Below are 21,850 nucleotides of genomic sequence, written 5' to 3' on the forward strand. Positions count from 1 at the left end.
GTCCCTCATGCGCGCGGTTGAATCCCGGCCATCAGCGCCGCGACACCCTGGGCGTACGCGCGCATGCGCAGCACGCTGAGCTCCCGCAGCTCGTCGATCCTGGCCATGACCTGCTCGGAGCCCGCGCCCGACTCCTCCCGCCGCCGCAGCTGCCCGGCTTCGAGGTCGTCCAGGGCGGCGTTGACCGCGGCCACCACGAGCTCGCCGAGCTGCCCCGATCCGCCGCCCATGGCCCGCGCGGCCACGCTCAGCGACAGCAGCCGCGGCCCGGGGGCGCAGACGACGCTCACCGGCCCTTCCGCACGCCCGCGCACGTCCTCGGCCGGCCCGCCGCCGATCGTCTCCAGCACGTCGATGAGCTGGTCGAACAGCTCGCCGAAGGCCATCGTGGGCACGTCGGCGGGTACCACGGCCTCCTTGCGCAGCTCGGCCGCGCTCGCCTGGATCGACGCCGTCACCCGCTCCATCCGCGCGTCCAGGTCCGCCCGCACGCCGCGCAGCTCCCGCGCCAGCGCCAGCGGGTCGACGTACGGCACGGAGGTGTCCTCCGCCGGGGCTTCGCCGAAGGCCGCGTTGATCGCCTCGGCCACGAGGCCGGCGACCGTCTCGGGAGGCTCGCGCATCAGTTGGGGCGCGATCCTGAGCGAGCCCACTCTCCCCCGCAGGAGAACCACGCGTACGCCGGACTCGCCGACCCGCGGCGCCTCTCCAAGATTCCCACGCAACCCGGCAAACTCCGACCGACGAGCACGAACAGCGCCCACCACGGTATCCACCGGCTCATCCACCGAAAGCAGACGTCGCTGGACGTTTCCCCACTCTTCACGCCACGTTGGTCATCGAGAGCGCCGAGCCCGCGGCAGAGTCACGAGATGGACCGGAGCCGGCCGTGGGACTGGCGCCGGAGCCGGTCGATGGCCTCGGCCGTCCGGTCGTCGGCCGGGAGGAAGACGACGAGTTGCTGGGCCTCCGCGGGCAGTTCGAGCGTCTCGCGAAGCAGTCGGAGCTGGTGCCCGGACGGGTGGTTGAGCCGGAGAACGCCACGTCGCGGCAGCACATGACGCTTCAGGCGGCGGGTGAAGTCGGGCCCGGCGATGGGGGCGAGCTCGGCGGTGAGCCACTCGAGATTCTCCAGGGATGGCGCCTGCCACAGGTCGAAGGCCTGCTCGTCCGCGATGTCGTCCCAGTCGGCGAAGAACGCCCGGGCGCGGGGGTCGGTGAACAGGTAGCGATTGAGGTTCGGCCGGGCGGTGTCGAGCAGTCCGGTCCCGCTGGTGACCAGCTGGTAGCCGCCGGTGTGGGCGAGGACGTCGCCCAGCCGGTTGGTCACGATGGCGACGCCGGGTTCGAGGAGGCGCAGGGTCCGCAGGACAGCCGGTCGCACGTGCCGGGACGGGGGCTCGGGCCGGATGTGGACGGAGCATTCGGCACCGGTGATCTTCGCGAGGTAGCGCAGGTGGTTACGTTCCGAAGGGCTGAGGCGCAGCGCTTCGGCGAGGGCGTTGACGACCGCGGGCGATGGATTGCGGTCGCGGCCCTGCTCGATGCGGGTCAGGTATTCGACGCTGATGCCGGCCCACGTGGCCAGGTCCAGCCGGCGCAGACCCGGTGACCGGCGGCGGCCCCGGTCCGGCAGTCCACGGGATTCCGGCTGGATGCTGTCGCGCTTGGCCCGGATGAAATCCCCCAGTGGCGTCCCCACGTCGATACGCTACCGGGCCGCCCGCTGCTCGCACAGTGCGCAGGGTGGCCCTTCGGGGGCCAGCCTGAGCTCGGCCTGGCTGCCGGGCACGGCGCGGCTGGATCGTGGTGTGCATGGAGAACACGTCGACGCGGCGTTCCGGTCAGGCGTTGCTGGTGTGGGGGCTGCTCGTGGTGGCGGCGAACCTGCGGGCGAGTCTGACCGGCGTCGGGCCGCTGCTGGATCAGGTGCAGGCCGATCTGGGTCTGGCCCCGGCCGTGGCGGGTCTGCTGAACACCCTGCCGCTGCTGACGTTCGTGGCGCTGTCCCCGCTGGTGCCTCGGCTGGCCGCGCGGTGGGGAGCCGAGCAGTTCCTCGGTGGCGCGCTCGTGGTGCTGACGCTGGGGATCGCGCTGCGTTGGGTGCCGGCGGCGGCCGGTCTGTTCGGGGGAACCGTGCTGATCGGGGCGGGCGTCGCCGTGGGCAACGTGCTGCTGCCGAGCCTCATAAAGCGCGATTTCCCCACCAAGGTGGGACTGCTGACCAGCGCCTATGCGACCGTGATGGGCGGTGTCGCCGCGGTGGCGTCCGGGGTGGCGGTGCCGATCAGCGAGGTCGCTCCCGGCGGGTGGTACACCGCGCTGGGTTGCTGGGTCCTGTTGGCGCTGGCGGCCGTCCTGCTGTGGCTTCCTCGGCTGCGGGCTCCGCGGCGTGCCGCACAGGCGATTCGCGGACACCGGTTGCCGTGGGGTTCCGGGCTGGCGTGGGCGGTCACGGCGTTCATGGGGCTGCAGTCGCTGGGCTTCTACGTCGTCGTGACGTGGTTGCCCCAGGTTTTCCAGGACAACGGCATGAGTGCGGCCGGCGCGGGATGGCTGCTGTTCCTCTTCCAGGCCGTCGCGGTGCTGACCAGCCTGGCGGTGCCCGGCGCGATGCGGTGGGCGCGTGACCAGCGCGCGCTGGCGACGATCTGCTCGGCCGTCATGTTCCTCGGCTACCTCGGACTTCTCGTGGCGCCGGGAACGGCGTTGCTGTGGAGTGTCGTCCTCGGGCTGGGCGGCGGCGCCTGCCTCGTGCTCGCGCTGGCCTTCATCAGCCTGCGCGCCCAGGACGCGAGCATGGCGGGCGCGCTGTCGGCGATGGCGCAGTCGATCGGTTACCTGCTGGCCGCCGCGGGGCCGGTGGCGGTCGGGCTGCTGCACACGGTGAGTTCCGGCTGGCAGGCACCGATCATGTTGATGTGCGTGGCCGCGGCCGGCCAGACGATCGTCGCGCTGGTGGCCGGCGCGGGCACGGTACGCGGCTGATCCGCGCGGCGCGTCTCAGGTCACCAGGCCCCTGCGGTAGGCGTAGACCACCGCCTGCACGCGGTCGCGCAGGTCGAGCTTGGTGAGGATGCGCGACACGTACGTCTTGACGGTCTCCTGGCTGATCACGAGCGTCGCGGCGATCTCGCTGTTGGACAGGCCGTCGGCGATGAGGCGCAGCACCTCCAGCTCGCGCGGGGTCAGCGCGACGCCGTTCGGCGTGTCCTCGGCGGGGCGGATGCGCGAGGCGTACCTGCCGACGAGCTGCCGCGTCACCTCGGGCGCCAGCAGCGCGGCGCCGGTCGCGACGGTGCGGATGCCGTGCAGCAGCTGCGCCGGCGGGGCGTCCTTGAGCAGGAACCCGCTCGCCCCCGCCCGCAGCGCCTCGTACACGTACTCGTCCAGGTTGAACGTCGTCACCACGAGCACCTTGACGGGATGCGCCACCCCGGCGCCGGCCAGCAGGCGGGTCGCCCCGATGCCGTCGAGCACCGGCATCCGGACGTCCATCACCACGACGTCCGGGTCCAGCCTGCGGGCGAGGTCGACCGCGGCGCGGCCGTCCCCGCACTCGCCCACCACCTCCAGGTCGGGCTGCGCATCGATGATCGTGGCGAACCCGGTGCGGATCAGCGCCTGGTCGTCGCAGACCAGGACCCGGACCGGCGCGGTCACGACGGGCTCCCGGCGGGGATGCGGGCCCGTACGACGAAGCCGCCGCCCGCCCGCTGCTCGGCGCTGAACTCGCCGCCCAGGGCGTCCACCCGGTCGCGGAGCCCGGCCAGGCCCCGCCCGCTCCCGCCGGGAGAGCGGGTCCGGGAGCCGGGACCGTCGGTGCCGACCTCCACGGTGATCTCCTTCTCGCCGTAGCAGACGCGGACCTCGGTGTGACTGCCGTGGGCGTACTTGAGGGCATTCGTCAGAGCTTCCTGCACGACCCTATAGGCCACGAACTCGGCGCTGCCGGCCGGCTGCGCGGGCTCGCCCTCCTCGGTGAACGTCACCGGCTGCCCGGCCCGGCGCGTCTGCTCCACGAGCGTGTGCAGATCGCCGGCGGACGGCGTCCCGGCGTCGGTGTCGTGGTCGGCTTTGAGCAGGTCGAGCAGGTGCCGCAGATCGCTGATGGCCCGCCGCCCGGTGTCGGTGACGGCGGTCAGGGTCGCGTCGAGGCGGTCGGGGGCGGCGGTCAGGTAGCGTGCCGCCTCGGCCTGTACGACCATCGCCGTCACGTGGTGGGTCACGACGTCGTGGAGTTCGCGGGCGATGCGGGTGCGTTCGGCGGCGCGGGTGGCCTCGGCGACGTGGCGGCGGCGTTCGGCCTCGGCGGCCCGGGTGGAGCGCAGCCAGGCCCCGATGCCCCACGCGAGCACCAGCGCCAGGTAGAACAGCGCGATGTCGGCCGGCGTCTCGTGCGAGCCGAGCCGGTCGAGCGCGAACATCAGCGGCAGGTACGCGGCGGAGAGCAGGATCACGATGACGCGCCGGCCGCGTTCCAGATGGGCGCCCGCGCTGATGAGCGCGATGGGCAGCGCGGTGCCGGCCAGCGCGTGATAGGCGAAGAGCTGGTCGAGGGCGAAGCCGAGCGACACCAGCACGAGGCCGGCGGCCGGCCACCGTCGGCGCACGGTGAGCGGCAGACATTCGAGAGCGATCACCACGACGGCCAGCGCGTCGTAGGGGCGGGCCGGCAGCTCCCCGAGCTGCGTCCCGCGGCCTTGGAACGCCGGCAGGAGTGACAGGACGGTCAGCAGCAGCGCGAACGGTAAATCCCGTGCCGTGACGTCACACCGCCGCCACAGGTCCTGGACCCGGCGGAGCTCGATCATCGGACGAGCCTAGCGGTCTCGCCGTCGCCCCCGTGTCCCCCGTGCGAGCTACCGGCGAATGTCCACCACGCGGTGACGATTCCGGGATCTTCGACTCCATAGCGTTACGGCGTGTCGCGGCGACCTCTGCCGCCTCGAACAGCTCTCTCACTGTCACTGGAGGACATCATGCTCCGCAGGTTCAAATCAGCCCTTGTGGCCGCGCTGTGCACCACCGTGGTCGGTGCGGGGGTCTCCGGCTGCGGCGGCGACTCCCTGGATAACTGGGACCCGCTCGCCCCCACGACGCGGAAAGCCGAGGCCGAACCGATCTCCGGAACCAAGAAGATCACTGTTGCGGGCCGGTCGGTGAACGTGTCCTGTTCGGGCGAGCCGGCGCAGGGCAAGCCGGTCATCATGCTGATGCACGGCGGCGGTGACGGGCTGGACAAGCTGGCCGCCCTCCAGAAGACGCTGAGCGAGAAGAACCGGGTCTGCTCCTACGACCGGCTCGGCGCGGGCGCGAGCGACCAACCGGACGGCCCCCAGAGCTTCTCCAGCACCGGAAAGATCCTTACCGGGGTGCTCGACCGGGTCGCCGGTGACGGCCCGGTCGTCCTGGCGGGGCACTCGCTGGGCGGGCTGATCGCCGCCAGGTACGCCCCCGAGCACCAGGACAGGGTCAAGGGCCTGGTCCTGATGGACGCCACGCCCTCGACCATGGTCGCCGACATCTCCACGATCATCCCCACCTCCGCCAAGGGCCCGGCGGCCGAGGTACGCGCCCAGAACCTCGCGATCTTCCAGGGGCAGAACCCCGAGAAGCTCGTCATCACCGACGGGGAGGTCCGGTCCGCCGGGGACATCCCGGTGGAGGTGATCCAGCATGGGAAGCCGTACCTCGCGGCCATCCCCACGTACGGGGCGCGCCTGGAGAAGGCGTGGTCCGCGGGCCAGCGCAAGTGGCTCGCGGTGTCCGGCGGCAGCAAGCTGAGCACGGCGGCCGGCAGCGGGCACTACATCTACGTCGACCAGCCCGACGTCGCCGTCCAGGCCATCCAGCGCGTCACCGCGCAGGCCGCCCGCCAGACGAACGGCGAGTGACCGGCCCCGCGGCGCCCATACGGCCGGCCGGAGGCTGCGCTGGTCAGTGCCTGGACGGCGCCAGATGGGCGCGCTCTCCTTGCGCGCCGAACAGGGTGAGCAGCTCAGCGGGCCGCTCGTCGGCGCTGCCGATCCAGTGCGGGATGCGGGTGTCGAACTCCACCGCCTCGCCGACGCCGACCAGGAACTCCTGCTCGCCGAGCAAGAACCGGACCTGCCCGTTGAGGACGTAGAACCACTCGTAGCCCACGTGGGTCCGCGGTTTCCTGGTGGCGGTCCGACCGGCGGGCGGATAGATCACCTTGTAGGCCTGGATGCCGCCGGCCCGCCTGGTCAACGGCACCATCACCAGCCCGGACCGCCGCACCGGCCGCAGGTGGATGCGCGGGTCACCGGTGGGCGGCGCAGCGACGAGATCGTCGAGCGGGACGCCGTGCGCCCGGGCCAGCGGCAGCAGCTGCTCCAGCGTGGGGCGAAGCTTGCCGTTCTCGAGACGGGACAGCGTGCTCGCGGTGAGGCCGGTCTCGTTCGCCAGCGCCGCCAGCGTGGCGCCCCGCGCCCGGCGCAGCGCACGCAGGCGCGGCCCGACCCCGGCCAGAACGTCTTCGGAGGTGTCCATGTCCCCGATGATGCGGATCCGCAATTTTTCTTGCAAGCCGGCGACGGGGATGGCCATGCTGCCGGTACACCACCGGCGTGGCGGATCACGCTCGGCACGCCGGCCGACGAAGGGCCGACTCCCATGGATTCCCCACAAACCACCTCTGACGCCGCGCTGTTCTGGGAACGGCACTACCGCACGCGCCGTACCGGGGACGCACGCGTCAACCCGCTGCTCGCCGAGACCGCCGCGCCGCTGCGCCCCGGCGCCGCCCTGGATCTCGGCTGCGGCGCCGGCGGCGACGCCATCTGGCTCGCCCGGCGGAGCTGGCACGTCACCGCCGTGGACATCTCCGCCACCGCCGTCGAACGGGTTCGGGAACGCGCCCGCGAACTCGGCATCGCCGAGCGGGTCGCCGCCGAGCAGCACGATCTGGCCCGGAGCTTCCCGGCCGGTCGGTTCGATCTCGTCTCCGCCCAGTACTTCCACACCCCGTTCCCGTTGCTCCGCGACCAGGTCCTGCGCACCGCCGCACAGGCCCTGCGCCCCGGCGGTCTGCTGCTGGTCGTCGACCACGGCTCCACCGCGCCCTGGTCGTGGAACCAGGACCCCGACCTCCACTTCCCCACCCCCGCCGAGGTCGCCGCCGAACTCGATCTCGACCCCGCGCGCTGGACCGTCCTGCGCGCCGACATGCCCCACCGCCAGGCCACCGGGCCCGCCGGCCAGACGGCCACCGTCATCGACAACGTCCTGCTCATCCAGCGAGCCGCCGGATGACCGCCCGAACCCCGCCACACGACGTCACGCCGGAACGGAGCGACTCGATGCCGGCGAACCGCGCACGGCGCTCCACGGACACCACTCCTCCGCAGACCGGCGCCAGCGAGAAGGCCACCCTGCGGGGCTTCCTCGACTACCTGCGTGACGCGGTCGCGGACAAGGTCGCGGGCGTACCGGAACCGCAGGTCCGAAGCGCCGGAGTACCCTCGGGCACCAACCTGCTCGGGCTGCTCAAGCATCTGACGTTCGTCGAACGGTTCTACTTCCTCGGCGAGGACGCCGGCGACTGGCGCGCCACCATGCGGCCGTCCGCCGAGGACACCATCGGCGGCGTGCTCGCCGACTACCGCAGGACCGTCGAGCGGGCGAACCAGGTCATCGACGCCTGCCCGGATCTGGCCCTGCCCGCCCCGCGACCCCCACGCCCGGGGCCGGCGCCGTCGATGCGATGGGTCCTGGTGCACCTGATCGAAGAAACGGGCCGGCACGCCGGCCACGCCGACATCCTCCGCGAGCAGATCGACGGATCCACCGGCCGCTGAGCGACGCACCTGGCCGCCGATTGAGGCCTTTGCCGGATCTGCCATCATCCGCGACCGGAAAACGCCTCGTGACATGGGCCTTTGAAGCGAGTTCCTTGGCCAAGCAATGGATGAACGGCCACCGATTACGGAATCCTTGTGCAGGCGAGAACGCCGCAGCCCACCACACCGGCTGCTCCCTCGAAGCGATCAACAAGTGCGATGGCGGATCCGTGGAACAGCTGGAATACCGAAGGCTCATCAAGGTGCTGGAGCACGTGGCCGGGGCTCGGGCGGGCGAGCTCTATCCGGTGCTGGTCGAGGCTGTGGCCGTGCATCTCGGGTGGGTCGACGCGTTCGTGGCCGAGAACCCGGCGTATCTGGCGCTGGGAAGCGACGGCGAGGAGCAGTACCTCACCATGTTCCGGCCGGACTTCGTGGAGGAATACGTCGAGCGCTGGCGCTGGAACAATCCGTTCGCCTCGCGCGACGGGGTCGTCTGCCTGACCCGCCGCGGTGTGGCGACCCTCGGGCAACTCCGGCTGCGGGCGACCGGGCCGGAGCGGGACTTCGCCGACACGTTCCTGCGCCGCAACGGGATCGACGACATGCTGAAGATCGTCGTCAGGTCCCCGGCCACGGGGGCGGTCAGCACGCTGGGGGTGCCGTTCGACGGTGATCGGCGCGCCATCGGGCCGGGCGACCTGCTGATGGCGGCCACGCTGGGCCCGTTGCTGAGCCCGTACTTCGACGCGAACCTCGTGCCGGCCCCAGTGCGGGCCCAGGTGCGGGACCTCACCTCGGCAGAGCGCGACGTGACCGAGCCGGCCGCCCCGTGGAAACGCCGTCCGACGAGCTGACCGGGCCCAGCAGCATCTCGCGTGGGCAGCCGTCGCGCATGCTACGGTGTGCCCTTCCCGCCACGGGCTTCGCCGCGCGCCGAGCGGCATCCGCAGGCCCGGCTCCGGGACACAGCCGTGCTCGTACGGCCGATCCGTGCGACGCCCTCAGCTCTGGAGGAACAGCCAGTGGAGACACTCGCGCCCGCCGGGTCCGGACCGCGGACGGCCCGCTTATGCGACGATGACGCGTCCTGCCGCACGGCGACGGCATGACGATGATGCTGGCGGGCCGCTATTCGCTGGTGTCGCAGCTCGGCCAGGGCGGCATGGGCACCGTGTGGCTGGCCGTCGACGAGCTGCTGCACCAGCAGGTCGCCGTCAAGGAGGTGCGGCTGCCCGCCGACCTGGACGAGGCGTCCCGGGCCGAGCTGACCGAGCGGACCCTGCGTGAGGCGCGGGCCGCGGCGCGGCTGCGTTCGCATCCGTCGATCGTCACGGTGCACGACGTCGTCATGGACAGCGGCCGGCCGTGGATCGTGATGGAGCTGGTCCACGGCCGTTCCCTCGACCGGATCGTACGCGAGGACGGGCCCCTGCCGCCCGCCCAGACCGCCTGGGTCGGGCGGCACGTGCTCGACGCGCTGGCCGCCGCGCACTCGATGGGGGTCCTGCACCGCGACGTCAAGCCGGGCAATGTGCTGCTCACCCGGGACGGGCGGGTGCTGCTGACCGACTTCGGCATCGCCACCGTCGCGGGGGACGCCGCGCTGACCCAGACCGGCCTGCTGAACGGCTCCCCCGGCTACATCGCGCCGGAACGGTTGCGTGGCGAGGCCGACGGCCCGGAGGCCGACCTGTGGTCGCTGGGAGCCACCCTCTACATGGCGGTGGAGGGCAGGGCCGCCTACACCGGCCCGAATGCGGCGGCCGTGATGGCGGCCGTACTGCTGCACGAACCCGCGCCCCCGCAGCGGGCCGGCTCGCTCACACCCGTCCTCGCCGCGCTGCTGGACAAGGACCCCCAGCGGCGCTGCGGCCCCGCGCAGGCGGCGGCATGGTTGCAGGCGGTGGCCCAGGGCGACGTTCCCGCGGACACCACCCACCCCGCGGCCCGGGGGCCCGCACCCGCGTGGCGCCGGCTCGCCGTCGTGGGCGGCGCGCTGGTCCTCGCGCTCTCCCTGACGGCGGGTGCGGTGATCTGGGGGATGACCCGTCCCGGAGAGGGTACGAGCGCCGAGCCGACCCGGAGCACCACATCGCCGGCCAAGCCCGTGTCGTCGTCGCCGGCCGGGAAACCGCTCTTCGGCGACGGCCTGCACTCCTGCCTCGTGCTCACCTCCAACCAGGTCCGCGCGCTGCTCGGGAGCACGCTCCAGAGCGACCATCGTGACCGGAAGATCTGCCAGTACTTCGGCGCCAACGGCTCCTATGCGACCGTCGCGCTCTACCGGGTCCCCACCCTCACGGGGGCCAAGGCCAACTTCGTCGGCATCAAGCAGACCTTTCAGGATCTGCGGGACGAGCATCCGGACATCGCGTTCACCCGGACTCCGGGGGTCGGGGAGGAGTCGTTCGCGTCCGTCCACCGGGAGAGCGGCAGGTACACGGCCAACATGGTGTTCCGCATGTCCAACGTCACCGCCACGCTCACCTACAGCGGCCCGCGGCCCGGGACGAAGGCCCTCGTGCAGGCGGCCGCGTCCGTGGCGACGGCGATGGAGAAGGCCCGCCCGGCACGCTGAACCGGCCGCCGCTTATCACCGACCACCACGGCGCGGATCCACCCGGGGCAGCGGTTGAGATTACTCACAGGGCGAAATGTCCGTATTGTCATGACAAGTCGGTAATGCGTCCGGCAGAATGCGGGACCACCAGCGTCTCCCTCCACCGGAGGAAACCCCTCATGCGTCGACCCCTAGGGGCACTCGCCATCGTCGCCGGCCTCGTCTCTTGCGCCCCGTCCACCGGCGGGGCGGCCGGCGCCGCGCCCGAGATGACCGCGCCGACCACCCCACCGACGCAGACCGAGGAGGCGACTCCCGAGCCGACCCCAGAATCGGACAAGTGCCACGTGAGCGTGACCAGTCCGGGCATCTCCGCGCTCAGGATCCAGACCTCGGCCGTCCGCCGCGGCTGCGTGCGCCCGGCACTGCTGCGCATCCAAGTCAAGCGCGCAGTCCCCGGCGACGATCCGGTCGTCAAAAGCGGCGCCACCAGGAAGAACCGCATCACCCTGAAGCTGCCCTGCAAGCCGGGCACGTACTACGCGGTCGCCACCGACTACCGGGGCCGCACCGCCAAGTCCAAGGCCATACATCTGATCTGCGCCACCCCCACCCCGACTCCCACGTCGCGGGATACGGGGACCCCGTCGGCTTCCGGGACGAAGGAGCCCACCACCTCCGTCGGCACGGCACTGGAGAAGGCGGTCGTCCGGCTGACCAACGCCGAGCGGGCCAAGGGCGGCTGCGACCCGCTCAAGCACGACGCGCGGCTGCGCAGGGCAGCGTTCGGGCACTCGGCCGACATGGCGAAGAACGACTATTTCGACCACGACTCCCAGGACGGCCGCGACATGGCCGACCGCATTCGCGCGACCGGCTTCACCGGCTCGACCTTGGCCGAGAACATCGCCATGGGACAGCGGACGGCGGCCGAGGTGGTCAAGGGCTGGATGAACAGCGACGGCCACCGGCGGAACATCATGAACTGCTCGTACACCCTCATCGGGGTGGGCGCGGCCAAGGACGCGCAGGGGCGGCTCTACTGGACACAGGACTTCGCCGCCGGCTGATCCTCAGCCTGCTCGTTCGTGTCCGTACATGCACGGGCGCCGATCTGCCATACGCGACCACACGATCAAGGCGACCAGTCGGAAGGGAACCAGAAACGGGACGTTTTTGATTAATTCCGGCAATGGTGTGAGCTTTTGTTATGGAGCACCGGTAAACGGTTGTCCACAACTCGACGGGAGTGGCATTTGATAAACTTGCAAACGACCGTTAATCGCGCCATCGAGCTGGCAATCGTAGCCGAAATCCAGCCTTGCGGCCGCCACTAGCACGCGGATCGGCGCAGCGCAAGAGGTTGATTGCCATATGTCGACGTGAGTAACTGTCAACGCCCGGCGGAAAAGCGGGCAAAGATTCAGTAGCTGCACGGACGGGTGCCGCGACCAACGATCCCCGCCCGTGGAGCACCATTCGATGCAAGGGGAGCCTACCCGCTATGTCCATGAAACGCACGCTCTTACCGGCCGCACTGATCGCGCCGCTCGCGATGCTGGGCGCACCCCCGGCATTCGCCGACGACCCTCAACCGCTTCCGGACAATCCCAATGTTGTAGTCGGATACGACAACGAGACGGAAATCTTCCCCGCCAAAGCGACGCCTCGCCCGATGGCCCTGGCCTGCCGGCCGGGAGACGCCACCTACCGGGTCTCCACGTACAGCAACAGCCACAAGGCCGTCGGACCGACGCAGTCCAATCACAACGGAACGCCCCGCACCGCTACATCGACCTTCACCGCCACGGTGTCCGGAACCGTCTCGATCTCCTGGAACGTCTCTGGCAGCCTGAAGGTGGACAGGCTCATCGCGGGCGCAGAAGCGGCCGCGGGCGTCAACCTGTCCGCAAGCCTGACGGCGTCGCTGGGGAACCAGATCACCGTCCCGACCCCGCCACGCAAAACGACGGTCGCCACGTACGGCGTGTGGCGCAAGAAGACCAACGGCATTTACCAGGTCTGCGGCCAAAGCCGCCAGCGACGCGTGACCGCGTGGACCCCCTGGCACGTCGGCTGGTACGTCAAGCAAAGGTGATCTCGACATGACAATCCGACAGGTAGTGCCTCTCCTTGCTTCCTGCACCATCATCGGCTTGGCGGCGGCCTGCACGGCTCCGCCTCCAGCGAATCCGGTGCCGGACCGGCGAGGCACCACCTCGTCGGCCGTGCCGACCGAAACCGCAACACCACCGCCACCACCCAACCGCACGCCGCTCCGCATGCCGGGCATGGACGCGGGCACGAAGACCGTCCTCAAAGCAGGGCCGAGAAAAGGGTCCATGGTCGTCGGCGACATCCCACCCGGAAAGGACGAGCTCTGGGTGCTGTTCAACTGCCGGGGAGAGGGCAAGGCGGAGATCATCCTCGAACCGGGTTACAACATGCCCTTCTCCTGCCTCGGCGACGTGATCAGCCCCATCATGAACCGGCTCGACCTCGGCCAGCGGAAGACCCTGACGGTCCGGATCCAGGCCCCGGACTCGGTCGAGTGGGCCTTGCGCGTCACACGCTGAACCTCAGCCTCCCGTTTCATGATTTTCCCCATCGGATCGGCCGGGCACCGATGAATTCGACGAACCGGCCGGGTCTATCCCTGCACACGGCAAGCCACGCGCCCGATCAGTGAGGGACCATGAGCATGAACGCACTACCGCCCGTCGTCGACGCCCAGACCTGGCAGCGAGAGCTCGACGCACTGCGCGCCCGGGAAAAGGCCGCGACCCGGGAACTCGACGCCATCGCCGCCCAGCGCCGCCGCCTGCCCATGGTGCAGATGCCGGACTACACCCTCGAAGGCGAGGACGGGCCGGTTCGGCTGGCGGACGTCTTCGAAGGCAGGCGGCAGCTGATCGTCTACAACCACATGTGGTTCCCGGGCAAGGAGTGGCAGTGCCCGGGATGCACGGGGTTCACCTCGCAGTTCACCCGGCTGGAGTTCCTTGACAACTACGACGCCCGGTTCGTCATCGTCACCCAGGGCCCGATCGGCGAGGCACTCGCCTACAGGCGGCGGGTCGGGAACAAGATGGCCTGGTACTCCACCGCGAACAGCCCGTTCGGCACCGACGTCGGCGCACCCCCCGGTGGAGGCTTCGCCGTCAACGTGTTCCTGCGCGATGGCGACACCGTGTATCGCACCTGGCACACCAACGGCCGGGGCACCGAGCAGCTCTCCCACACCTTCGCGCTGATCGACCTGCTGCCGTACGGGCGGCAAGAGGAGTGGCAGGACTCGCCCGCCGGCTGGCCGCAGTCGCCCACCTACAGCCGGTGGGCCACCTCGAAGGACATCGCCGCGCTCTACGCCCCGGACACTGCCTGAAGACGGAGGCAGTGGTCCTGCCGGTCGACCGGGGCAGGGCATGACCGCACGGCACGAACGCCGGCGGCGAGATCGTCAGCGCCTCGCCGCCCCCTGACCCCGACCGGCACCAAGGTGGGCAGTCGAGAGCGGTCATCGCAGACCTTCCTGCGGCAGCATCGCACTCAGATGCGACACCGGCATCAGCGCGAGGGAGACGCTGCTCGACCGGTGGGCGGACGCGGTCCCGTCCCACCGGTCGCTCTTGACCAATTCTTTTGACCGACGTATGTACATTCCTGTACACGTACTTTGGTCAAACCAGCCCCACTGCCCTCAATGAGCACATCAGCCCGCCTCTGCTCGACGAGCCACCGGGTGATGGCGGTGATCAACCGGACGTCATCACGTTCAACGTGAATAGTGGAGTGAAAATCCTCGATGTCTCACTCACCGGTTCCCCCCAACGCGTTCACCTCCGCCTCCGGACCGATGTCACGCCCGTCCCGCCGGGCCGTCCTGGCGGGCGGCGGTGCCGTGCTCGCCGCGGCGCTCGCCCCGGCCGCACCGGCGAGGGCCGGCGTGGCGGCGGGGGACGCCGGTAGGACATCCGTCGCCTCCGGCACCGACTTCGCCGTCGCGCCCTCCCCCGACGGCCGCCTGCTCGCCCTCGACCTGCTCGGTGTCCTGTGGGTCTGCTCCGCCTCCGGGGGCACCGCCCGGCGGCTCACCAGCGATCTGTACGACATCGCCCAGCCCGACTGGTCCCCGGACGGGTCCACCATCGTGTTCCAGTCGTACCGCGACGGTGTCTTCAACCTGTGGACGATCCGGCCCGACGGGTCCGCGATCACGCAGTTGACCACCGGCCCGTTCGATCATCGGGAGCCCCGCTACAGCCCGGACGGGCGCACCATCGCCTACTCCTCCGACGCCGGGGGCAGCTACGGGATCCACCTGCTCGACGTCGCCACCGGAGCGAGCCGCGTCCTGACCGAGACCTCCGCCGAGGAGTACGAGCCGGCCTGGTCACCCGACGGGAGCAAGATCGCGTTCGTCGTCGCCGACACCAGGATCGACGTCGTCGAGGTCGCCACCGGCACGCGCAGCACCGCGGTCACGGTACCCGCCGGCCAGGTCATTCACCAGCCGTCCTGGTTGCCGAACGGCACCGACCTCGCCTACCACCTCTTCCACTCGGGCGCCAACGATCTGGCCGGCACCGCGGGCACTCTCGTCACCGGCGAGGAGGTCTTCCCGTTCCGTGCCCGGTTCGCCCCGGACGGACGCTATTACTACACCTCCGCGGGCACCATCAAGGTCCGCCGCCTCAACTCCGCGTCCGTCGGCACGATCGGCTTCACCGCCGCGCTGACGACGACGACGCCGAAGTACAAGAAGAAGGTCCGCGTATTCGACGAGCCCGGGTCATTCCCCGTCGTCGGGATCGGCAGCCCGGCCGTGTCCCCGGACGGGTCCGCCATCGCCTTCCGCGCGCTCAACGACATCTATCTGATGCGCGACGGCGGCACGCCCGAACCGCTGTTCCGTGACCGCTGGTGGAAGGCCGACCCGGATTTCTCCCCGGACGGGCGGCGGCTGGCGTTCGTCACCGACCGTACCGGCACCCTCAACATCTGGGTTCGTGACCTGAGCACCGGCGCCGACCGGCAGCTGACCCATCTGACCGACTCCGCCGCTCTGTCGGTCCGGTGGTCACCCGACGGGAGGGAGATCGCGTACCTGGACCAGGACGGCGCCCTGTGGGTCGCGGACGTCTCCACCGGCGACATCCAGAAGGTCTTCGACGCCACCTTCGAACCAGGCCGCCCGACCTGGTCGCCCGACGGCAGGACCCTTGCGCTGGCCGCGGTGGTGCCGTACTCACGGCGCTACCGCGAGGGACTGTCCAAGATCCTGCTCGTCGACCGGGCCACGGGCGCCGGCACGTACATCGACCCCGCGCCGCACCGGTCCTTGCAGACCCGGGGTGACGACGGCCCTGTCTGGTCACCCGACGGCACGATGCTCGCCTTCGCCATGGAATCGCTCCTGTGGGTCCTGCCCGTCGACAGGACCGGCCGGCCTACCGGCAGCGCCCGCCAGGTCACCCGGGAGCTCTCCGACGCCCCTGTCTGGGCAGGCGGCTCGGACACCCTTCTCTACCTGAACGGGGGACGTCTCAAGAGCGTATCCCTCGACGGCAAGCGCGCCCGGTCGATTCCGGTACGGCTGACCTGGCGCAACGACACCGGCCCCGATCAGGTCGTCATTCACGCCGGCCGCATGTGGGACGGCGTCTCGGGCAGCGTCGTCCGCGACGTCGACATCATCGTACGAGGCCAGCGCATCACCGCGATCGAGCCGCACCGGGACGGAAGGCCCGGCGCCCGGATCGACGCCCGCGACAGGTTCGTCATGCCTGGCCTGATCGACATCCACCATCACCGTGAGATGCAGGGCTACGCCTACGGATCGCGACAGGGTCCGCTCTGGCTCGCCCTGGGCGTCACCACGACGCGTTCGCCTGGCTCACCCGCGTACCACATGGTCGAGGAGCGCGAGTCGGTGCAGTCCGGCGCCCGGCTCGCCCCGCGCTACCTGGGCACCGGCGAGGCCATCGACGGGCCGCGCATCTACTACAACTTCATGCGCCCGACGTACTCCCACGACCAGCTGCGGCTCGAACTGGAGCGGGCCTCCGCCCTCGACTACGACATGATGAAGTGCTACGTGCGGCTGCCGGTCGTCTGGCACCGGGAGGTCATCGACTGGGCCCACCGCCGGGGCAAGCCGGTCAGCTCGCATTACCACTATCCGGCGATCGCCATGGGCGGCGACCAGACCGAGCACGTCGGGGCCACCAACCGGTTCGGCTACTCACGTACCGTCACGAACGTCGGCTCCGCCTACTCGGACGTCATCTCCATGTTCAACGCCTCGAAGATGGCCAGAACCCCCACCCTGTTCAACTCCTCGACCCTCTACAGGGAAGACACCTCGCTGGTCACCGACGAACGAGTCCGCCGGCTCTACCCGAAGTGGCGGATGGCGCAGCTCCAGGCGACGGTCACCACGGCGCAGAACGCCGACCCGGCGGCGGTCCAGGTGGTCCGGACGAACCTCGCCAACCAGGTCGCGCAGCTCACGGCGATGATCCGCGGCGGCGGCGTGGTCACCGCCGGCACCGACGCACCGATCGATCACCTCGGGATCAGCCTGCACATGAACCTGCGCGCCATGGTCAAGTACGGCCTGACCCCGCGCGAAACGCTCACCGCCGCGACCAGCACGTCCGGGGCCTACCTGGGCCTCCCGCTGGGCAGGATCGCCAAGGGCATGTACGCCGACCTGGCCATCATCGACGGCGACCCGCTGTCCCGCATCGAGGACGCCGCCAACGTCACCGCCGTCGTCGTCGGCGGGAGACACCACACCGTCGAACAGCTCCTCGCGCCTTACCCGTCCTCCACCACCACCGCCGGCCAGGCGACGCCCGCGGCCTCCGCGCCTTCCGGCAAGGTCAAGGACCGCGTCCCCGTCCACCTGAGCACGGCGAGCCACTGGTGGAACGACCCCGCCCAGCTCGAGGGAGCCCGGACTGCCTGCTGCAACGACCACTGAGCGCGCGGCCGTGTAACCGGCGTACGCCCCTGGTATGCGGGGGCGGGCGGCTGCTGGACCTCCTCGCGGCCGCCCGTGCCGGGTTCGCACGGTATCGTCCTGCGGTGCGCCCTTCCTTACCCTGGCCGTGGTGGCCGATCGCCGTGATCACGTACGTCGCCTGGATGCCCGCGACGATCATCACGGCCGCGTTGTTCCCGCCGGAGCCGTCAGGCGCGCGCATCGACGTCGTCCCCGCCCCGTATGCCCCCATGTCGCCGGTCCACCGCGTCATCGACGACATCAGCGACATCTCCTTCTGGCCGGTCGCGTTCATGTTGTGGGTGCTGGCCTGGCTGGCGCCGCGCCGGCCGTCGGCCCGGGCCCAGTTGCGGATCGGTACGGCCGCGTTCTCGATCCTGCTCGCGGAACTGGCGTTCAGCGAGGCCGACACGATCCTCGACGACCTGCGCACCGGGTCGCCGACGCCGCTGTTCTACGAGTACGACCTGGCCGGGCTCGTCTGGTTCTACGGCCCGCCGCTGCTCGTCATGGTCGCCACCTGGTCGGGCCTGCGTGCGGCCCGGGGCATCGCCTCGCTGCCCGTCCAGCACCGGCCGGCCCGCCGCGGCAGGATCACGTTCACCACGGTCATGGTCCTCCTGCTCGCCACCGGCGAGGCGCCGCCGCCGCCTTCCGTGGCGGCGCTGCCGACCCCGACCCCGATGCCGACCCCGACCCCGATACCGACCCCGATACCGACCCCGATGCCGACACAGCTCGTCCAGACGCCCGAACCCGAGATGGAGAGCATCGGCTGCCGTCCCCGCCGGCGCCCGCCCGTGGTACGGCGGCCGGCCCGCCGGGTCACCGCACGGGTCAACGCCGCCTGGACCCGCCTGGACCGGTGGCTGGCCAGGCACGCGCCACGCACGTACCAGGAACTCAACCCGCCCGCCAAGCCGAGGGACATCGCCGACGCCGAGGCCAGGATGGGCGTGCGCTTCCCCGACGACCTCAAGGCGTCCCTCCTGCGCCACGACGGCGCGAAGTTCGGCAAGGGGTCGTTCTTCTTCGTCTACCGCCTGACCCCGGTGGACGAGATCGTGAACGACTGGAAGATCAGCTGCGAGGTGGCCGAGGACGTGGCGCCGTCCGGCTCGAAGGAGCCCAAGGGGTACGTCGACCCCGAAGGGTTCTGGTGGCACGGCAGCGCCATCCCGTTCGCCATGGACGGCGGCGGCGACAACCTGGTGCTCGACGGCAAGGGCCGGGTCGGCCACTTCTTCCACGAGGAGGGCCTGACCTTCGAGGGCAGCTGGGCGTGGCCTTCCTACCTGGACTTCCTCGAGGACGTGGCGGACGCGCTGGAAAGCGGCGAACCGCTGCGCGACTCGCCCCACTCCGTCACCCCGGAGGGCGACCTGGACTGGACCTACTGACACCCCGCGCCCGGCACGCCACTTGACCAAACTTATTCAAGAATCCATCATAAGTGGCCATGCGACGTCGAGTCCTCCCCTTACTCTGCGTTACCCTCCTCCTCACAGTCTTCGCCCCGTTCGCGCCGCCTGCCATGGCCGACCCGAACGCCGCGCAGCTGTGGGTCGAGAGTCCGCAAAAGACCATCTATCGCACGACGACGATCCCGCAGCGCCCCACCACCTCCATCAACCTCGTAGCCGCCCGCGGCGAATACGAGAGCGCGCAGCTCGCCGTACGCGCGAAAGAACGGCTGCGCGTCGAGCGCGTCCGATTCGGCAACCTGACCGCGGACGGCAGGCGGCCGATCGCGAAGGCCAACCTGAGCTACCACTTCGTCGCCTACAAGGACGACAGCAAGGTGGCGGCCAACCCGTTCTTCCCCGACCGTGAGGGCACCCTGCTCTATCCCGAGTCGGCCATGCCGGACCCGCTCTCCAACGACCAGGCGACCTGGGTCGAGGCCGGACAGACCCAGCCCATCTTCGTGACCGGCTTCGTGCCACGCGGCACGGCGCCCGGCACCTATCGCGGCACGGCGACGGTCGAGACGACCCGTGGCGACTACCCGGTGCCCATCCAGTTCAGCGTGCACGGCGTCGAGGTCCCCACGATCGACAAGTCACCGTTCACCAACTACCACTGGACGATGACGAACGGTTTCACCTGGGACGGCTTCAGCTGGAACGGTGCGGCCGGCCAGCCCTACGACGTCGGCAAGTACTACTACGGCGTCGACACCTACAGCGACGCGTGGTTCGACCTCATGGACGAGTTCGCCCGCAAGCTCGCCGAATACCGCACCAACATGGTCTGGCTCCGCACGGACCTGTTCCTGCAGTCCACCGGCACGGAGCTGTCGGATTTCGTCAAGGGCATACCGGGCGACATCGACTGGACGAACTTCGACCGCTACGTCGAGGCGTTCAAGCGGCACGGCATCACCAACTTCGCCAACCAGCATCTCGTTCACGCGCTGAACAAGATGCCGGACGACGAGAAGCCGAACGACAGCTGGAACGCCAAGCTGCCGGACAGCCTGCCGGTCACCGACGCCTTCCTGACGAACTACCTGACCGCGCTGCACCAGCACCTGAAGAGCAAGGGCTGGACGAAGGGCCTGACGTGGTACCAGCACATTCGTGACGAGCCCATCACCGCCGACCAGCGCAACCTCTGGACCTATGTCGCGCGCAAAATCCAGCAGATCAACGCCGCCATCGGCGCCGATTTCCGCACCATGGACGCCGACCCCGAGGGCATCCTGCTCGACGACAGGACCAAGCCCTATGTCGACACCTGGGTTCCGCTGACGCCGGCGTTCGAGCGCAAGAAGGCCGGCTACAAGGCACAGCAGGCCGCGGGCCAGGACCTGTGGGTCTACACCTGCGAGGTCAACACTCCCCCGTGGCTCAACCGGTTCTGGACGCAGCCGACGATGACCGGCCGCATGCTGTTCTGGGACCTCGAGCGCCAGGGCGTGCAGGGCCACCTGCACTGGGCGTGGAACGCGTGGTACGTGGGCCCCTGGAAGGGCGACTCCTACATCGTCTATCCCGACAGGGCCAACCTGACGGTGAAGAGCAGCCTGCGTCTGGAGGCGCAGCGCGACGGCCTGGAGGACTACGAGCTCCTCAACCTCCTCAGGAAGCGCAACCCGGCCCTGGCCAAGCAGATCGTCGACAGCGCGATCAGCCCGGAGGACCCGCGGCGCTACACGCTCGACCCGGCATATCTCGACGCGCTGCACGGCTACCTCGTGCGGGCGGCCGCGGGCGAGACCGCCGGCGCGATTCCCCAGCCGACCAGCCCGTATGAGGGGCAGGACGTACCGGACACGTTCCTGCTCGACAGCACCGATGACAGCATCGGCTACTCCGCCGGCTGGGCGCCCCGGCAGCGGCAGTCCGCCTACCTCGGCAGCATCCACCTCAGCAAGAGCGCCGGCGACAAGGCGACCTACGAGTTCGAAGGCACCGGCATCGACGCGTTCTTCGAGAAGAACACGACGACCGGAAAGGTGTCCGTCTCGGTCGACGGCGGGCCGGCGACGGTGATCGACCTCTACGAGGCGGTCCAGTACGACCGCTTCACCGCATACCGGAAGACCGGGTTGAGACCGGGCAAGCACCGGATCGAGATCGTCAACCTCGAGAACAGGGAGGTGCGCTTCGACGGGTTCCGCGTGCGTCTCGCACCCGGTCAGCAGCACTTCGACGCGACGCTGAAGGACCTGAAGCTCACCGGCGTCTCGGAATTCACGTTCGAGGGGCATCGCGGTGACTACGCGCTGCTCGTCAACCAGGGGGCGAGCACCGTCGGGCTGACCCCGACGCTGACCGACGCCGGCGGCACGATCACCGTCAACGGCAGCGCCGTCGCCAGCGGCGCGACCGTCGACGTCAACGTGGCGAACGGCAAGAACAAGGTCGAGATCCGCACGCTGGCAAGCGATGGCCGGACCGCGAAGGTCTACGAGCTCACGCTCGTGAAGGGCGCGGTGAACACGGCGGAGGCCAACATCGCCCGCAGCCATTCGGCGGTGTCGGCTTCGGCGGCCCGTGATGGCGACGGCGGCGTGCAGTACGGCCCGCAGAAGATGGTCGACGGCGAGTACGGCACGATGTTCGCCGCCAAGCAGGGCTACACCGACGCGAACCCGTTCCCGCACGAGATCGTGCTGGACTGGAAGGAGCCCAAGGCGTTCAACACGCTGGTGGTCGCGACCCGTGGCGGCATTCCGCAGGGCCTGACCGACGTCGACGTCGAGGTCTCGGCCAACGGCACCGACTGGACGAGCGCCGCGCAGGGCGTCGCGTTCCGGTGGACGCACGACGACGACGACGGAGTCATGGAGTATTCGGTCGCCGACCTTCCCGACCTGCAGGGCGTCAGGAAGCTGCGCCTGAAGATCAACGACGCGAACTACACCCGCTGGAGCATGTACGCCGTCTACGAGCTGGAGCTCTACAACCTGCCGAGCAGCCAGACGAGGTAGTCGAGCTCGCGCCCGCCGCCCCGGTCACGCGGCGG

The 21,850-nt window shown here is 70.1% G+C and carries 18 protein-coding genes; 13 read left to right on the plus strand and 5 right to left on the minus strand.

The window, feature by feature from the left end; translation table 11 throughout:
- Window positions 1-5: 5 nt before the first annotated feature.
- Together HD596_RS01040 and HD596_RS01045 are read right to left on the minus strand one after the other, a co-directional pair.
- Complete coding sequence (locus HD596_RS01040; RefSeq protein ID WP_185067438.1) at window positions 6-623, minus strand: hypothetical protein; 618 nt, start codon at window positions 621-623, stop codon at window positions 6-8.
- Window positions 624-865: 242 nt separating this feature from the next.
- Window positions 866-1,702: a helix-turn-helix transcriptional regulator gene (locus HD596_RS01045; protein ID WP_185067439.1), complete on the minus strand. Its 837-nt coding sequence runs from the start codon at window positions 1,700-1,702 to the stop codon at window positions 866-868.
- 113 nt (window positions 1,703-1,815) lie between these two features.
- Here HD596_RS01045 and HD596_RS01050 point away from each other — a divergent pair, with 113 nt between their 5' ends.
- Entirely contained in the window at window positions 1,816-2,988 is a 1,173-nt protein-coding gene (locus HD596_RS01050) for an MFS transporter (RefSeq protein ID WP_185067440.1), read from the plus strand.
- Window positions 2,989-3,003: 15 nt separating this feature from the next.
- Here the strand turns inward: HD596_RS01050 and HD596_RS01055 are convergent, their stop codons facing one another.
- Both HD596_RS01055 and HD596_RS01060 read right to left on the minus strand, forming a co-directional pair.
- Window positions 3,004-3,663, minus strand: coding sequence for a response regulator (locus HD596_RS01055; RefSeq protein ID WP_185067441.1), 660 nt, complete (start codon window positions 3,661-3,663; stop codon window positions 3,004-3,006).
- Complete coding sequence (locus HD596_RS01060) at window positions 3,660-4,814, minus strand: sensor histidine kinase (RefSeq protein WP_185067442.1); 1,155 nt, start codon at window positions 4,812-4,814, stop codon at window positions 3,660-3,662. Before HD596_RS01060 ends, HD596_RS01055 begins: the two co-directional genes overlap by 4 nt.
- Window positions 4,815-4,982: 168 nt before the next feature.
- On the opposite strand from HD596_RS01060, the gene HD596_RS01065 reads away from it, so the two are divergent.
- Complete coding sequence (locus tag HD596_RS01065) at window positions 4,983-5,897, plus strand: alpha/beta fold hydrolase (RefSeq protein WP_185067443.1); 915 nt, start codon at window positions 4,983-4,985, stop codon at window positions 5,895-5,897.
- 43 nt (window positions 5,898-5,940) lie between these two features.
- Here the strand turns inward: HD596_RS01065 and HD596_RS01070 are convergent, their stop codons facing one another.
- Window positions 5,941-6,516 carry a helix-turn-helix domain-containing protein gene (locus HD596_RS01070; protein WP_185067444.1) on the minus strand — a complete coding sequence of 192 codons (576 nt, stop codon included), beginning with the start codon at window positions 6,514-6,516 and terminating at the stop codon, window positions 5,941-5,943.
- A 123-nt stretch (window positions 6,517-6,639) separates the two neighbouring features.
- On the opposite strand from HD596_RS01070, the gene HD596_RS01075 reads away from it, so the two are divergent.
- From HD596_RS01075 to HD596_RS01125, 11 genes are all read left to right on the plus strand, one after another.
- On the plus strand, window positions 6,640-7,278 hold the full coding sequence (locus tag HD596_RS01075) for an SAM-dependent methyltransferase (protein WP_185067445.1): 639 nt from the start codon (window positions 6,640-6,642) through the stop codon (window positions 7,276-7,278).
- A 47-nt stretch (window positions 7,279-7,325) separates the two neighbouring features.
- Window positions 7,326-7,823, plus strand: coding sequence for a DinB family protein (locus HD596_RS01080; protein ID WP_185067446.1), 498 nt, complete (start codon window positions 7,326-7,328; stop codon window positions 7,821-7,823).
- A 212-nt stretch (window positions 7,824-8,035) separates the two neighbouring features.
- The gene (locus HD596_RS01085) at window positions 8,036-8,662 is read left to right on the plus strand and encodes a hypothetical protein (protein WP_185067447.1); all 627 of its coding nucleotides are present in this window, start codon (window positions 8,036-8,038) and stop codon (window positions 8,660-8,662) included.
- Between the two features lie 251 nt (window positions 8,663-8,913).
- A complete protein-coding gene (locus HD596_RS01090; RefSeq protein WP_185067448.1) occupies window positions 8,914-10,386 on the plus strand; it encodes a serine/threonine-protein kinase in 1,473 nt (490 codons plus the stop codon).
- 161 nt (window positions 10,387-10,547) lie between these two features.
- On the plus strand, window positions 10,548-11,438 hold the full coding sequence (locus HD596_RS01095) for a CAP domain-containing protein (protein WP_246554051.1): 891 nt from the start codon (window positions 10,548-10,550) through the stop codon (window positions 11,436-11,438).
- Between the two features lie 440 nt (window positions 11,439-11,878).
- Window positions 11,879-12,466: a hypothetical protein gene (locus tag HD596_RS01100; protein ID WP_185067449.1), complete on the plus strand. Its 588-nt coding sequence runs from the start codon at window positions 11,879-11,881 to the stop codon at window positions 12,464-12,466.
- Window positions 12,467-12,524: 58 nt separating this feature from the next.
- Complete coding sequence (locus HD596_RS01105) at window positions 12,525-12,944, plus strand: hypothetical protein (RefSeq protein ID WP_185067450.1); 420 nt, start codon at window positions 12,525-12,527, stop codon at window positions 12,942-12,944.
- Between the two features lie 125 nt (window positions 12,945-13,069).
- Window positions 13,070-13,753, plus strand: a complete 684-nt coding sequence (locus tag HD596_RS01110) for a DUF899 domain-containing protein (RefSeq protein WP_221519122.1) — start codon at window positions 13,070-13,072, stop codon at window positions 13,751-13,753.
- A 471-nt stretch (window positions 13,754-14,224) separates the two neighbouring features.
- On the plus strand, window positions 14,225-17,356 hold the full coding sequence (locus HD596_RS01115) for an amidohydrolase family protein (protein ID WP_185067452.1): 3,132 nt from the start codon (window positions 14,225-14,227) through the stop codon (window positions 17,354-17,356).
- Between the two features lie 104 nt (window positions 17,357-17,460).
- A complete protein-coding gene (locus tag HD596_RS64565; RefSeq protein WP_185067453.1) occupies window positions 17,461-18,777 on the plus strand; it encodes an SMI1/KNR4 family protein in 1,317 nt (438 codons plus the stop codon).
- A 59-nt stretch (window positions 18,778-18,836) separates the two neighbouring features.
- Entirely contained in the window at window positions 18,837-21,815 is a 2,979-nt protein-coding gene (locus HD596_RS01125) for a glycoside hydrolase domain-containing protein (RefSeq protein WP_185067454.1), read from the plus strand.
- The last annotated feature ends 35 nt before the right edge of the window (window positions 21,816-21,850 follow it).

Origin of the sequence: Nonomuraea jabiensis (genome assembly GCF_014204795.1) — a bacterium.
Classification (GTDB): Bacteria; Actinomycetota; Actinomycetes; order Streptosporangiales; family Streptosporangiaceae; genus Nonomuraea; species Nonomuraea jabiensis.

Coding starts and splice junctions, on each gene's coding strand:
- HD596_RS01090 (WP_185067448.1), top strand. CDS start 8,914: ATGACGATGATGCTGGCGGGCCGCTATTCGCTGGTGTCGCAGCTCGGC.
- HD596_RS01060 (WP_185067442.1), bottom strand. CDS start 4,814: ATGATCGAGCTCCGCCGGGTCCAGGACCTGTGGCGGCGGTGTGACGTC.
- HD596_RS01125 (WP_185067454.1), top strand. CDS start 18,837: ATGCGACGTCGAGTCCTCCCCTTACTCTGCGTTACCCTCCTCCTCACA.
- HD596_RS01095 (WP_246554051.1), top strand. CDS start 10,548: ATGCGTCGACCCCTAGGGGCACTCGCCATCGTCGCCGGCCTCGTCTCT.
- HD596_RS01070 (WP_185067444.1), bottom strand. CDS start 6,516: ATGGACACCTCCGAAGACGTTCTGGCCGGGGTCGGGCCGCGCCTGCGT.
- HD596_RS01080 (WP_185067446.1), top strand. CDS start 7,326: ATGCCGGCGAACCGCGCACGGCGCTCCACGGACACCACTCCTCCGCAG.
- HD596_RS01115 (WP_185067452.1), top strand. CDS start 14,225: ATGTCACGCCCGTCCCGCCGGGCCGTCCTGGCGGGCGGCGGTGCCGTG.
- HD596_RS01050 (WP_185067440.1), top strand. CDS start 1,816: ATGGAGAACACGTCGACGCGGCGTTCCGGTCAGGCGTTGCTGGTGTGG.
- HD596_RS01075 (WP_185067445.1), top strand. CDS start 6,640: ATGGATTCCCCACAAACCACCTCTGACGCCGCGCTGTTCTGGGAACGG.
- HD596_RS01040 (WP_185067438.1), bottom strand. CDS start 623: ATGCGCGAGCCTCCCGAGACGGTCGCCGGCCTCGTGGCCGAGGCGATC.
- HD596_RS01110 (WP_221519122.1), top strand. CDS start 13,070: ATGAACGCACTACCGCCCGTCGTCGACGCCCAGACCTGGCAGCGAGAG.
- HD596_RS01100 (WP_185067449.1), top strand. CDS start 11,879: ATGAAACGCACGCTCTTACCGGCCGCACTGATCGCGCCGCTCGCGATG.
- HD596_RS01065 (WP_185067443.1), top strand. CDS start 4,983: ATGCTCCGCAGGTTCAAATCAGCCCTTGTGGCCGCGCTGTGCACCACC.